Origin of the sequence: Streptomyces mayonensis (assembly GCF_018982965.1) — a bacterium.
GTDB classification, from domain to species: Bacteria; Actinomycetota; Actinomycetes; order Streptomycetales; family Streptomycetaceae; genus Streptomyces; species Streptomyces mayonensis.
This window is the reverse complement of sequence record NZ_JACBYP010000081.1, coordinates 1-13,580: the sequence shown is the minus strand read 5'-3', so window position 1 is coordinate 13,580 and position 13,580 is coordinate 1. Positions and strand designations below refer to the sequence as shown.

Sequence of the window (13,580 nt, the reverse complement as noted above, 5' to 3'; positions counted from 1 at the left end):
CGCCCTCGGACCGGATAGACGCCGGTCGTGCCCCCCGGGTTGCCCGCACGGACAGTACGGGATGATGGAGGTGTCCCCTCAGACATTTCTCCCGGAAAGGCCTCTTCATGGCACCGCGCATCCTGCTGGCCCGGCACGGACAGACCCAGTGGTCGCTGTCCGGCAGACACACCGGCAGGACCGACGTTCCGCTCCTCGAGGAGGGCCGGCGCGGCGCCAAGCTGCTCGGCGAGCGGCTGCACCGCGCGCCGCTTGACGGGCTCCACGGCGCCGAGGTGCGGACCAGTCCGCTGGTGCGGGCGAGCGAGACCTGCGAGCTGGCGGGCTTCGGTGAGCGCGCCCGCGCGTGGGACGCGCTGATGGAGTGGGACTACGGCGTGTACGAGGGCATGACGCCGGACCAGATCCAGGCCGTCCGGCCCGGGTGGCTGATCTGGCGGGACGGGGTTCCGGAGGGGGAGGGCGTGGCGGACGTCACCGCGCGCGCGGACGAGGTGGTGGCGTGGGCGCGGGAGGCGGAGCGTGACGTGCTCGTCTTCGCCCACGGGCACATCCTGCGGGCGATCGGCGCGCGATGGCTGGGGCTGCCGGTGTCCTTCGGCGCGCGGATCCGGCTGAATCCGACGTCGCTGTCCGTGCTGGGCTGGGCGTACGGGGAGCCGGCGGTGGAGAGCTGGAACGACGTGGGGCACCTGGCCGGCTGACGGGGCGGTGCGTTTGCGGGGCCGGAGTTCGGGCTCGTGTGCGAGAGGGCTCGGAGTCGTGCGGCCCGGTGCCGCGGGGTGCCTCCCCCGAAGGGGTGTGCCGCCCCTGCACTGAGGGGCGCCCCCTCCGTGCCCACCATCCCTTCCTCCTCCCCCCCCCATGCTCGGCTTCGCTCGCCCGAGGGCGGTGGCCGTCAGGCCGGGCGCGGCAGCGCCGCGTGGTGGTCCAGGAAGGTCGCGACCGGCCGGGTACGGCGGTGGGGGAGGAGGACGCGGGACGTGCCGGCCAGCATCGTGTGGATGCGGGAGGACTGGACCTCGCCCAGCAGCTCCAGAACCCGCATGCCCGCCGCCGCGGCCTCGTCGGGGCGGCCGCCGCGGGCCAGGTCGTCGGCCAGCTCCGCCGAGTACAGCGCGAGGTTCCGGGTGAAGTGCGGGTCCTGGAGGTCCGCCGCCCGCCGCGCGTGCCGTGCGGCCCGGGGCCAGTCGCCCAGAGTGGACCAGCACTGCGCCTCCAGGCCCTCCAGTTCGGCCTCGCCGTAGAAGCTCATCCACTCGGGGTCGGCGTCCGAGGGGCCTCGCTCGAAGAAGGCCTGCGCGCGGGCCAGCGCCTGCTCGCAGCGGGCGCGGTCGGCGAGTCCCGCCCAGCCGCCCGCCTCGCGCAGCGCCAGCAGGGACATCAGCCGGGCCGAGCCCAGCGTACGGGCGGCGCGCTGCGCGGCCTGGGCCGCCCGTACCGCCTCGCGCGGCCGTCCGGCGTCGCGGGCGAGGAACGCCGTGTTGCAGAAGGCGTGCGCCTCCAGCCCCGGGTCGCCGGACATCCGCGAGGTGGCGAGGGCCTCGGCGTAGTGCGAGCGCGCGTCGTCGAAGCGACCGGAGTCGTGCGCGAGCCAGCCCACCGAGATGGCAAGTTCACCGGCGCCCGAGTAGAGCCGGTCCGCGGTCGCCTGCCGGGACGCGCCGGCGTCCAGCAGCGCGTACGCGGTGCGCAACGGGGCCGCCGCGCGCCGGTAGAGGCCGTCCGCGCCGTGCCGGTCGTCCAGCAGCCGGATCCGGCGGACGGCCTCTTCGACGGCGTCGGCCTCGTCCGGTCCGGCGCGGCGCACGGGGCGTCCGGCCGCCGCGGCGTCGAGGGCGAGCCCCAGGGGGCCCAGCGAGGCGGCGGCCACCGTGGCGCCGCTCGTCATGAATGCGCGACGCAGCACGTCGCTCTCCTCGTTGTCGTCGTGCGTCTCGTTGTCGTCGTCCGTCTCGTACGACTCACCCACCTCCCGCGTTCCATCCACCGCGCGCTCCCGGCGTCCGCGTACCGACGCGCGGGGCGCAAACCCCAGGTCGGTGAGGGTGCGGCCGGGGAACATGTGCAGGAACACCCGCTCGTAGGCGTAGTTGGGGCAGCGGATCTCGCCCGCCTCGACCCGGCCGACGTAGCGTGCGTCGCAGCTGACCCGCTCGCCGATCTCGCGCGCGGCCCGGCGGACCGCCGCCGCGAACTCCGCCGGGGAGCGCCGGCCGCGCAACCGCCGGAAGGCGAGGTTCGGCCGCGGTGGCCGTTCGGGCTGGGCGGGGGTCACCGTTGACGACGCCATGGCCGGGTCCTCTCGTGCGAACCGTCGAACCAGGCCGGGAAAGGGCGCGGGCCCGTTTCCGGCGAGCAAGAACGTACCTGCTGTGACGGATCGGTCACACGCTGTTTGCTTACAAACCGGATATCTCATCCACGATCTGCCATGAAGTGCCATCCTTTGCGGCGCCTTTGTGCCGTAGCCGTTGACGGTCCACCGCGTTGAACCGGGTGGACGGGAGGCCCCGGGTTCCGGATCCGCCCGTCGGCTCGTCCGACTCGTCCGACTCGTCCGAGGAGGAGTTCCGTGGTGGAGGCCCGGATGGACACCAGGATGGACATCAGAATGGTCACCAGTGCCAGCGATTCGTCCTGTGCCCCCTGTGACCCCTGTGATCCCTGCGACGTCGTGACCGTGCCGACCCGGCAGGGTCTCGAGGCGGTCGACATCCTCAGGCGGGCGGCCCGTGAGGAAGTGGGCCCCGTGATCCACGACGACGGCTGCGACACCCTCGGATTCCTGGTGCCCCCGGGCACCGCCGCCGCCTGGGACGTGCCCGGCAGCACCTGCATGGAGACGGACGGCCGCGGCCTGAGCGTCGACGTGGAGGCCGAGCCGCCCGTGGAGGGCTCCGACTGGCTGCTGCCGCCCGGCGAGGCCGACCTGGCGACCGATCCGGCCGTACTGCGCGCCGCCCTCGGCGAGGCGGCCCGGCTGATCAGGGCCGCGGACAGCTGCCGCTGAACGCTCGCTGACCGAGGGGGCGTGGACAGCTGCCGCTGAGCGAAGCGGCCGGCCTCCGTCCCGGTTGGGCGACCGCCGATAATGGGCCGATGGGAAAGTCCAGGAACAACCGCCGCGGGCGCGCCGCGGCCGCGGCCGTCGTCGAGGACGTCGACGGCGGGCGGGCCGAGCTGGTGCCCGACCGCGACCGGCCCAGAGCCTGGACGCTGCTGATCGACGGCGCCCCGCAGTCCCACGTCGACCTCGACGATCCGGCCCACCTGTCCTTCGAGTACCAGCGCCGCATCGGGCACGTCATCGACCTGACCGTCCCGCCGGGCAGACCCGTGCGGGCCGTGCACCTCGGTGGCGGCGCCCTCACCCTCGCCCGGTACGTCGCCGCCACCCGCCCCCGTTCCACGCAGCAGGTCGTCGAGCGGGACGCCGCCCTCGTCCGACTGGTCCGCAGGGAGCTTCCCCTGGACCCCGGCGCCCGGATACGGGTCCGCTCGACCGACGCCCGCGCGGGGCTCGCCAAGGTGCCCGACGGCTGGGCCGACCTGGTCGTCGCGGACGTCTTCGGCGGGGCCCGCACCCCGGCCCACCTGACGTCCGCCGAGTTCCTCGACGAGGTACGGCGCACGCTCGCGCCCGGCGGGGTCTACGCCGCCAACCTCGCCGACGGGCCGCCCCTCGCCCACCTGCGCGGCCAGATCGCCACCGCCGCCTCCCGGTTCGCGGAACTCGCCCTCGTCGCCGACCCCGCCGTACTGCGCGGCAGGCGCTTCGGCAACGCGGTCCTCGTCGCCGGGGACCACCCGCTGCCGGTCGCCGAACTGACCCGCCGCGCGGCCTCCGACCCGCACCCCGCGCGCGTGGAACACGGCCGCGCGCTCACCGACTTCACCGGCGGCGCCGAACCCGTGTCGGACGCCGCGGCGGTGGACTCGCCCGCACCGCCGGACTCCGTGTTCGGAAGGTGAACGGGGCGGCCCCGCGCGCGGCCCCGCAGGCCGCTCAGTACGTGCCGATCTCCACCCGGGGCGGTCCGTCGTGCCAGGTGCAGAACACCGAGACGCTGTCCGCACCCGAGGTGAACTCCACCCGGATCCACGACTCCGTCTTCCACACCTGCATCGACCAGCCCGGGCCCGGCGTCGCCGACACCAGCGACGCGGACGACGGACCGAGGTCGAAGACCGCCCGGCCGCCGTCGGTGTCGTAGCTCTTGACCTCGCCGGAGGTGGTGGGCGCGGGGCTCGACGGGGTCTTGGGGGCGGAAGGCGGCGCCGGGCTCGACGGGGTGGGGTCCGGCTCGGCGGGGGGCTTGCTCGGCGTGGACGAAGGACTCTTCGACGGCGAGGGCGACGACGGCCGGCTGGTGGACGAGGCCAGGGACTCCTCGTCCTCCCCGTCCGCGTCCCCGTTCCGTACGCTCGCGTCGGCGGCGGTGATGGGCAGCGCGCGGGGCGCGTCGTAGGCCGTGCCCGCCATCACCGTGTGCACGCCCCACCACGACAGCGTGACCGCCGCGCCGGTGGCGAGCAGCCAGGCGATCAGGTGGACGAGTCCTCTGCGCATCGCGGCCATACTGCACCACCCGCCCCACCCGTGTCGCCCGAACGCGGTGTGACGGTGGCCCCGGTTGAGTTGCCGGGAGGACCCGGGCGGAGTTGTCCGGAAGACCCGGCCGGAGTTGTCCACAGGGGCCTGGGCGGAGTTGTCCACAGGCTCGGACCGCGTTGGTTCGCATGGCGTACGGTGCCGCCCATGGCAAGTGTGCTCGTGGTCGAGGACGACCAGTTCGTACGCTCGGCGCTGATCCGGCATCTGACCGACGCCGCGCACACCGTCCGCAGTGTCGGTACGGCGCTGGAGGCGCTGCGCGAGGTCGCCCATTTCCGGTTCGACGTCGTGATACTCGACCTCGGACTGCCCGACCTGGACGGCTCCGAGGCGCTGAAGATGCTGCGCGGCATCACCGACGTGCCCGTCATCGTCGCCACCGCCCGCGACGACGAGACCGAGGTGGTACGGCTGTTGAACGCGGGCGCGGACGACTACCTCACCAAGCCGTTCTCCGTCGAGCACCTGTCGGCCCGGATGGCCGCCGTCCTGCGCCGCGCCCGCAGCGGCCCCGCCGAAGCGGCCCCCTCCAGCGTCCTCCGTGTCGGCGGCCTCACGGTCGACCCGCTGCGCCGCCAGGCCGAACTGGACGGCGCACAGCTGGATCTGACCCGCCGGGAGTTCGACCTGCTCGCCTTCCTGGCCGGTCGGCCGGGCGTCGTCGTCCCCCGCAAGGAGCTGCTCGCCGAGGTCTGGCAGCAGTCGTACGGCGACGACCAGACCATCGACGTCCACCTGTCCTGGCTGCGCCGCAAGCTCGGTGAGACCGCCGCCCGGCCCCGCTACCTGCACACCCTGCGCGGCGTCGGCGTGAAGCTGGAGCCGCCCGTCGCGCAGTCCTCCGGAGCGGAGCCGCCACGATGAGATGGGCCCTGGTCAAGGTGTCGCTGGCGGTCACCGTGATGGTCGTGGTCGCCTTCGCCGTGCCCCTCGGACTCGTCATCCGCGAGATGGCCCGGGACCGTGCCTTCTCCAACGCGGAGCGGGAGGCCGCCGCCGTCGCCCCGGCGCTGTCCATCACCACCGACCGCGAGCAGTTGGAGCGCGTCGTCGCCTCCGCGGGCTCGGACGCCGGAATGGCCGTGCACATACCGGCGACCGCAGCCGGAGCGGACGGCGGTGCGGGTACGGAGGGCGGTGCGGGCACCGACGGTGGCGCGGAGGATGGTTCGGGTACGGAGGGCGGTGCGGGCACGGGTGCCGGTGCCGCCACCGACATCGGCCGGCAGCGTGCCACCGACGAGGACATCGCCGCCGTGCGCGAGATGGGCCGTGCCTCCACCGCCGAGGTGGAAGGCGGGTCCACACTTCTCCAGCCGGTCGCGCTCAGCTCCGGCGAGATCGCCGTCGTCGAGGTGTACGTCCCCGAGTCCGCGGTCACCAACGGCGTGAACACCGCCTGGGCGGTGCTCGCGGGCGTCGGCATCGCGCTGATCGTCGGCTCGGTGGCGGTCGCCGACCGGCTGGGCGTGCGGATGGTGCAGCCCGCGCAACGCCTGGTCGAGGGCGCGCACGAGCTGGGGGAGGGGAAGCTGGGCGCCCGGGTGCCGGTGGAGGGACCGAACGAACTGCGGCTCGCGGCGGTCGCGTTCAACTCCATGGCCGACCAGGTCGTCCAACTCCTCGCCAACGAGCGGGAACTGGCCGCCGACCTGTCCCACCGGCTGCGCACCCCGCTGACCGTGCTGCGGCTCAACGCGGCCTCGCTCGGCGACGGTCCGGCCGCCGAGCAGACCCGGACCGCCGTCGAGCAGCTGGAGCGCGAGGTCGACACCATCATCCGCACCGCCCGGGACGCCAAGCCGCAGACGGCCGCGGCCGGGCCGGGCGCCGGGTGCGACGCGGCCGAGGTGGTCCGGGAGCGGATGGGGTTCTGGTCCGCCCTCGCCGAGGACGAGGGCCGCAAGTGGCGGGTGGCCGGCGCCGACCGCCCGGTGCGCATACCCGTGGCCCGTACCGATCTGGCCGCCTCGCTCGACGCCCTGCTCGGCAACGTCTTCCGGCACACCGCCGAGGGCACCGCCTTCGCCGTCGACCTGCACAACGGCGAGGACGCGGTGATCGTGCTCGTCTCCGACGCGGGCGCCGGCATACCCGATCCCGAGGCGGCGATGGCCCGCGGCCGCGGCTCCGGCACCGACGGCTCGACCGGCCTCGGCCTGGACATCGTGCGCCGGATGGCCGAGTCCACCGGCGGCGACGTACGGATCGGCTCCTCCGTTCTCGGCGGCACCGAGGTGCGGATCTGGATCCAGCTCGACGGCCGGGCGGCACCGGCGCGGCGCGGGCACCGCGGGTCCGTGCGACGCCGCCGGCAGCTGCGGCAGCCCCGGCAGAGCGCGACCATTAATCGCTCCCGATCCCTTCCTTAAGCGCACCCTAAGGCCGCAGGCGGCCGTCCGGATCAGGGTCTTTGCCCGTTTGCGGGTCGCTAGCGTGCTGTCGCACCCACCACCCCGCACGTCCCCGCGGGGCACCGTGAACAGCGAAGGCAGGCAGTACGTGATGCGCACGCACCGACGCAAGGTCAGTGGCAGGAACAAGGCGATCGGCACCCTCGTCGCGGCGGCCGTGGCCGGTGGAGGGGCGCTGCTGTTCACCAGCACCGCCCAGGCCGCGCCGGTGGGCGCCGCGTACACGAAGACCAGCGAGTGGTCGACGGGCTACACCGCCCAGTACGTCGTCACCAACACCAGCGGCGAGACGAAGGCCGACTGGTCCCTCGAGTTCGACCTGCCCGAGGGCACGGCACTCGGCTCCCTGTGGAACGCCACGTCGAAGACCGACGGACAGCACGTCACCGTGACCCCGCCCAAGTGGGACACGGACGGGCTGAAGGCCGGCGAGTCCGTCACCGTCGGCTTCGTCGTCAAGGGCACCGCCGACCCCACCGGCTGCCTCGTCGACGACGCCGAGTGCTCGACGGACGACGGTGCCACCCCCGAGCCCAGCGGCCGCCCCACCGACGCCCCGGCCCCCGCGCCCACCGACACCGCGGAGCCGGCGCCGACCGGCACCGACGAGGGAACCGCCCCCGCGCCCACCGGCACCCCCGGCGAGGGCACCAAGGCCGCCGCGGGATTCGCCCCGTACGTCGACACCTCCCTCTACCCGGCCTTCGACCTCCTCGCGAGCGCCGAGGCGACCGGCGTGAAGAACTACACCCTCGCCTTCGTCACCGACGGCGGCGGCTGCACCCCGAAGTGGGGCGGCGTCACCGACCTCGGCGGCGACGCCGTCGCCAACCAGATCGGCGCCCTGCGCGACGCGGGCGGCGACGTCCGGGTCTCCTTCGGCGGCGCCTCCGGCTCCGAACTCGGCACGACCTGCACCTCGGCCGACGCGCTGGCCGCCGCGTACGCCGAGGTCGTCGACACCTACGGCCTCACCAAGGTCGACTTCGACGTCGAGGGCGGCGCCCTGCCCGACACGGCCGCCAACACCCGCCGCGCCCAGGCCATCGCCGCGCTCCAGAAGGACCACCCCGGCCTGGACGTCTCCTTCACCCTCCCGGTGATGCCCGAGGGCCTCACCCAGGAGGGCGTCGACCTCCTCGCCGACGCCGAGGAGAACGGCGTGGACATCGGCACCGTCAACATCATGGCGATGGACTACGGCCCCGCGTACAGCGACGACATGGGCACCTACGCCGAGCAGGCCGCCACCGCCACCCAGGCCCAGATCAAGGGCGTCCTCGGCCTGTCCGAGGAGGACGCCTGGAAGACGGTCGCGGTCACGCCGATGATCGGCGTCAACGACGTGGCCTCCGAGGTGTTCCAGGTGGAGGACGCCACCCAGCTGGTGGAGTTCGCTAAGTCCAAGGGCCTCGGCGGACTGTCCATGTGGTCCGCGACCCGCGACAAGGCCTGCCCCGGCGGCCCGAAGCCCTCCGCCGACGCCACGTGCAGCTCCGTCGACCAGGAGGACAACGCCTTCGCCAAGGCCTTCGCCGCCTTCAACTAGGGGGCACCTCCCCGGACCGGCACGGACGCCTTCGCCCGGCGCCGACGCCGGGCCCTCCCGACCAGGGCCGGGCTTCCCCCCACACCGGCCCCACGAGCGGGGCGCGGTAACCCCCCACGGGTACCGCGCCCCGCGTCCGCCGCTCCGGCCCCGAGGGAGTACCCCGGGGCCGGAGAGTCACTCGGCCGAGTCCACCGGCGGCAGCGTCCCCGTGCGGGCCGCCCGCCCGTACCACAGGGCGCTCGACTTGGGCGTGCGCCGCTGGCTGGCGAAGTCGACGTACACCGCGCCGAACCGCTTCTCGTAGCCGTAGGCCCACTCGAAGTTGTCCAGCAGTGACCACAGGTAGTAGCCGCGGACGTCGGCGCCGTCGGCGACGGCCTGCCGGACCGCCGAGAGGTGGCCGTTCAGGTAGGCGACGCGCTCGGGGTCGTGCACGGTGCCTTCGGCGTCGGGCTTGTCGTCGTAGGCGGCGCCGTTCTCGCTGATGTACAGCGGTGTGCCGGGTGCCTCCCGGTGGTAGCGCATGATCAGCTCGTGCAGGCCGGTCGGGTCGACGCTCCAGCCCATCTCCGTACGCTCGCCCGGCGGTTGGTGGAAGGCCACGTCGTCGGCGCCGGGCCACGGAGAGTACTCGCTCGCGCCGTGGCCGTCGGCGCCCGGTACGCGCGAGCCGGGGTCCGCCGCCGACACGACGGTGGGCGTGTAGTAGTTGAGGCAGATCGCGTCGAGGGGCTGCCGGATCTGCTCCAGGTCGCCGTCCTGGACGTGGGACCAGTCGGTCAGCGGCGCCGTCGCCTCCAGCAGGGACTGCGGGTAGGCCCCGTGCAGGACCGGGCCGTGGAAGATGCCGCCGGACAGGTCGTCGATCTTCCGGGCCGCAGCCAGGTCCGCCGGGCTCTGCGTCAGCGGCCGGACGGGGGCGGTGTTGAGGCTGATCGCGATCGAGCTGCCGGCCGGCAGCACCGAGCGCAGCGCCGCCGTGCCCAGGCCGTGCGCCAGGTTCAGGTGGTGCGCGGCGCGCAGCGCGGCGGCGGGCTCGGTACGGCCGGGGGCGTGCACGCCGGAGGCGTACCCCAGGAACGCGCTGCACCACGGCTCGTTGAGCGTGATCCACTGCTCCACCCGGTCGCCGAGCGCCTCACCGACGATCTGCGCGTACTCCGCGAACCGGTACGCCGTGTCGCGCTGCGGCCAGCCGCCCGCGTCCTCCAGCTCCTGCGGCAGGTCCCAGTGGTAGAGCGTGAGGGCCGGTTTGATGCCGGCGGCCAGCAGCTCGTCCACCAGACGGCGGTAGAAGTCCAGACCGCGTTCGGCGGCGGGGCCGCGGCCGTTGGGCTGGACGCGGGGCCAGGAGACGGAGAAGCGGTACGCCTTGAGTCCGAGGTCCTTCATCAGGGCCACGTCGTCGCGGTAGCGGTGGTAGTGGTCGACGGCGACGTCGCCGGTGTCCCCGCCCGCCGTCTTGCCGGGCGTGTGGCTGAAGGTGTCCCAGATGGAGGGGGTGCGGCCGTCCTCTTGCACGGCGCCCTCGATCTGGTACGCCGAGGTGGCGGCGCCCCACAGGAAGGCGGAGGGGAAGGTGACCGGCGTCGGCTGTGGCATGGAATCGCTCCCACGGGTCGGGGGGCCCATTATGCATGGGAGCGCTCCCACCCACAACAAAAGCTCCCCGCCGCGAACCAGTGCTCCGACGACCACCGCACCGCCCCATCCACCGCACCGCCCCATCCACCGCACCGTCCCAACCACCGCACCGACCGGACCACGCCCCGGACCACCGCCCCGGACCGCACCCGCCCGGGCCGCCCGGCGGACCGTCCGCTCCGGCGTCGCTCAGGTCGAGTCCCGCACCACGAGGCGCGTCGGGAGCACCACTCCGCGGCGTCCGGCGCCGCGGTCGGCGATCTCGTCGAGCAGCAGCCGCGCCATGGTGCGGCCCATCTCGTCCAGCGGCTGCCGGACGCTGGTCAGCGGCGGATCGATGTGCCGGGCCACGATGGAGTCGTCGAAGCCGACGACGGCCACGTCCTCGGGCACCCGGCGGCCCGCGGCGCGCAGTTCCAGCACGGCACCGGAGGCCATCACGTCCGAGGCGGCGAAGACCGCGTCCAGGTCGGGCCGGCCGCACAGCAGCTCCCGCATGGCGGCGCGCCCGCCCTCCTCGGTGAAGTCGCCGTTCGCGACCAGCTCTTCGGCGAGCGGAGCGCCGGCGTCGCGCAGTGCCTGGCGGTAGCCGTCGAGGCGTTCCCGGGCGGCCTCCATGTCGAGCGGCCCGGTGATGCTGCCGACGGTCCGGCGGCCGCCCGCCAGCAGGTGCCGGACCGCGATCTCGGCGCCGCCGCGGTTGTCGGCGCGGACGTGGCCCAGCGGCTCCCGGTCACTGCGCCGGCCCGCCAGCACCGTGGGGATGGCGAGCGCGTCCAGCTGGTCGGGGAGCGTGTCGTCGCTGTGCACCGCGACCATCAGCACGCCGTCCACGCGCTGTCCGGACAGGTACGGCGCGAGGCGCGCGTACTCCTTCTCGTCGTGCACCATGACCAGCAGCAGGCGCATCCCGGCGTCCGCCAGCCCCGCGGACACGCCCCGGATGATCCCCGAGAAGTACGGCTCGGAGAAGAGCCGGGTCTGCGCGTCCGGGACCACCAGGGCCACCGAGTCGGTGCGCCGGGTGACCAGGGAGCGGGCGGCCGGGTTGGGGACGTAGCCGAGTTCGGCGATCGCCTGCTCCACGGCGGCGCGGGAACGGTCGCTGACCTTGGGCGAACCGTTGATGACCCGGGAGACCGTGCCGCGGCCGACGCCGGCCAGGGCGGCCACCGCGTTCAGGGTCGGACGCCGGGCTTCCGGGGTGCCGGGCGGGTGTTCGGCAGGACTCATCGTTCACCTTCCGGCGTTTCGGTGGGGGACCGGCCTCATTCTGTCCCAGAGCGCCCGCGGACTGCCCGTACGGACCCCTCCGGAAGCCGGGCCACTCGTTAACTCGTCGTTGACCTGCGGGGATTGGTGATCCAACGGGCGGATGACGGGAGGATGACGGCCGGTGGCGTGACACATTCACGTGACGTGCGGAACACGCTTGCGCAACAACGCCGTTTTCAAGTCTTGACACCTGGGTCGGGTAGCAACCAGTCTTCGGGGCAAGCCGCGTGGGAGCGGTCCCACGGAGTTCCGGGACCGGCTTCCGTGTGGAACGAAGCACCATCGGCCCTCCCTCCACCTCGCATGGCACACCGTTGACCAGCATCTTCGCACCGCTCGCCGCGATGCCCTGGGCTGGCCGCTGCTCGAACCGAGAGGGCAGGTCCGGACCGTCGAACCCGGCGGTCTGATTCCTGAGGTCCCCGTTCCCACTGGAACAAGGAGTAGTGGAATGCGCATCACCCGAACCGGCGGCGGTCGTGGCCGCAGAGCAGCGGTCCTGACCACGTCGGTCCTGACGGCCTCGGCCCTGCTGTTGACCGGTTGCAGCAGCGACAGCGACTCGGACTCCTCGGACTCCGACGGGAAGATCACCCTCAAGCTGACCGACTACGGGCAGTTCGGCTACAAAGAGGCCGGCCTGCTCAAGAAGTACGAGGAGCTCCACCCGAACATCAAGGTGGAGGAGGAGACGACCTCGACCGAGGAGGACTACTACCCGAAGCTCCTGCAGCAGCTGAACTCCAACAGCGGTCTGGGAGACGTCGTCGGGGTCGAGGTCGCCCGCATCAAGGAGGTCGTGGACACCCAGGCGGACAAGTTCACCGACCTCAAGGACAGCGTCGACGTCAGCCAGTGGGTGGACTGGAAGGCCAAGCAGGCCACCACCAAGGACGGCGCGGTCATCGGTGCCGGCACCGACATCGGCCCGATGTCCCTCTGCTACCGCAGGGACCTCTTCGAGAAGGCGGGCCTGCCCACCGACCGCGAGGAGGTCGCCAAGGCGGTCGCGGGCGGCTGGGAGGACTACCTGAAGCTCGGTGAGCAGTACCAGGAGAAGGCGCCCGAGGGCACCTACTTCATGGACTCCGCCAGCGCCATGTTCAACGGCGTCGTCAGCTCCTCCGAGACCCAGTACTACGACGCCGAAGGCGAGGCGGTCTACAAGGACAGCCCCGGTGTGAAGAAGGGCTGGGACCTCGCCGCCGAGGCCGCGGAGAAGAAGCTGAGCCAGGGCCTGAAGCAGTTCCAGGACCCGTGGAAGGCGGCGCTGCGCAAGGGCAGTGTGGCCTCCGTCGTGTGCCCCGCCTGGATGTCGCTGCAGATCCAGGACTACTCCGGTGAGGACTACGCCGGCAAGTGGGACATCACCAACTCGCCCGGCGACACCGCGGCCAACTGGGGCGGTTCCTTCCTGACGGTGCCCAAGAGCAGCAAGCACGTCAAGGAGGCCACCGAGCTGGTCAAGTGGCTGACCGCGCCCGAGCAGCAGGCCGCCGTGTTCAAGGCCGCCGGCCTCTTCCCGTCCAACCAGAAGGCCTACGAGCTCCCCGACGTGAAGAACGGCAAGCTCGAGTACTTCAACAACGCCCCCGTCGGCACGATCTACGCCGAGGAGTCCAAGTCGATCCCGGTGGCGGTGCTGGGCCCGAAGGACGGCGCGATCAAGGAGACGTTCTCCACCGAGATCAACAACATGGAGCAGCGCGGCACCTCGCCCGACAAGGCGTGGGACGCGGCGACCGAGGCCATCGACAAGGCCATCGGCTGACCCGCGCCGCTGCGGGCGGTACACCAGCCCGCCCCGCACCGCCCGCACCGGCGCACCGGGGGCCGTGAAGGAACGACGGTCCCCGCCCGCGGACGCGGGGTCGCCCGCAGCAGGCCCGGCCGAACCCGGCGGGTCTGCTGCGCGGCGTCAGGTCCGTGCCCGGGCCGGGGAGGCCCGTGCCGCCCCGGCCCACCGCACGGGCCGTGGGAGGCCGCACCGCCCTCCCGGCCACCGCAGGGCGCGGAACGGCCAGTTGCGCGCCCCCCTGCCCCGGGGTCTTATACACCTCGCCGAGGCCCCGAGCGG

11 protein-coding genes are annotated in these 13,580 nt (G+C 73.3%); 7 read left to right on the top strand and 4 right to left on the bottom strand.

Annotated features, from left to right (window positions below):
* Positions 1 to 107: 107 nt before the first annotated feature.
* Positions 108 to 704, top strand: coding sequence for a histidine phosphatase family protein (locus HZS56_RS25990; RefSeq protein ID WP_216723199.1), 597 nt, complete (start codon positions 108 to 110; stop codon positions 702 to 704).
* A gap of 194 nt (positions 705 to 898) precedes the next feature.
* On the opposite strand, the gene HZS56_RS25985 is transcribed toward HZS56_RS25990, so the two are convergent.
* Complete coding sequence (locus HZS56_RS25985; protein ID WP_216723198.1) at positions 899 to 2,293, bottom strand: NsdA family TPR-like regulatory protein; 1,395 nt, start codon at positions 2,291 to 2,293, stop codon at positions 899 to 901.
* Between the two features lie 321 nt (positions 2,294 to 2,614).
* On the opposite strand from HZS56_RS25985, the gene HZS56_RS25980 reads away from it, so the two are divergent.
* Positions 2,615 to 3,013: a hypothetical protein gene (locus HZS56_RS25980; RefSeq protein WP_216723221.1), complete on the top strand. Its 399-nt coding sequence runs from the start codon at positions 2,615 to 2,617 to the stop codon at positions 3,011 to 3,013.
* An 89-nt stretch (positions 3,014 to 3,102) separates the two neighbouring features.
* Complete coding sequence (locus tag HZS56_RS25975; RefSeq protein WP_216723197.1) at positions 3,103 to 3,975, top strand: spermidine synthase; 873 nt, start codon at positions 3,103 to 3,105, stop codon at positions 3,973 to 3,975.
* Positions 3,976 to 4,009: 34 nt separating this feature from the next.
* On the opposite strand, the gene HZS56_RS25970 is transcribed toward HZS56_RS25975, so the two are convergent.
* Positions 4,010 to 4,573, bottom strand: a complete 564-nt coding sequence (locus HZS56_RS25970) for a hypothetical protein (protein ID WP_216723196.1) — start codon at positions 4,571 to 4,573, stop codon at positions 4,010 to 4,012.
* A 189-nt stretch (positions 4,574 to 4,762) separates the two neighbouring features.
* Between HZS56_RS25970 and HZS56_RS25965 the strand changes: the two genes are divergently transcribed.
* From HZS56_RS25965 to HZS56_RS25955, 3 genes are all read left to right on the top strand, one after another.
* Positions 4,763 to 5,482 carry a response regulator transcription factor gene (locus tag HZS56_RS25965; RefSeq protein ID WP_216723195.1) on the top strand — a complete coding sequence of 240 codons (720 nt, stop codon included), beginning with the start codon at positions 4,763 to 4,765 and terminating at the stop codon, positions 5,480 to 5,482.
* On the top strand, positions 5,479 to 6,990 hold the full coding sequence (locus tag HZS56_RS25960) for a sensor histidine kinase (protein WP_216723194.1): 1,512 nt from the start codon (positions 5,479 to 5,481) through the stop codon (positions 6,988 to 6,990). The genes HZS56_RS25965 and HZS56_RS25960 overlap by 4 nt, the downstream gene beginning before the upstream one ends.
* A 133-nt stretch (positions 6,991 to 7,123) precedes the next feature.
* The gene (locus HZS56_RS25955; RefSeq protein WP_216723193.1) at positions 7,124 to 8,581 is read left to right on the top strand and encodes a glycoside hydrolase family 18 protein; all 1,458 of its coding nucleotides are present in this window, start codon (positions 7,124 to 7,126) and stop codon (positions 8,579 to 8,581) included.
* Positions 8,582 to 8,758: 177 nt separating this feature from the next.
* On the opposite strand, the gene HZS56_RS25950 is transcribed toward HZS56_RS25955, so the two are convergent.
* Both HZS56_RS25950 and HZS56_RS25945 read right to left on the bottom strand, forming a co-directional pair.
* The gene (locus HZS56_RS25950; protein ID WP_216723192.1) at positions 8,759 to 10,186 is read right to left on the bottom strand and encodes a GH1 family beta-glucosidase; all 1,428 of its coding nucleotides are present in this window, start codon (positions 10,184 to 10,186) and stop codon (positions 8,759 to 8,761) included.
* Positions 10,187 to 10,417: 231 nt separating this feature from the next.
* A complete protein-coding gene (locus tag HZS56_RS25945; protein WP_216723191.1) occupies positions 10,418 to 11,461 on the bottom strand; it encodes a LacI family DNA-binding transcriptional regulator in 1,044 nt (347 codons plus the stop codon).
* A gap of 493 nt (positions 11,462 to 11,954) precedes the next feature.
* On the opposite strand from HZS56_RS25945, the gene HZS56_RS25940 reads away from it, so the two are divergent.
* Positions 11,955 to 13,274, top strand: a complete 1,320-nt coding sequence (locus HZS56_RS25940) for an ABC transporter substrate-binding protein (RefSeq protein WP_216723190.1) — start codon at positions 11,955 to 11,957, stop codon at positions 13,272 to 13,274.
* Positions 13,275 to 13,580: the final 306 nt, after the last annotated feature.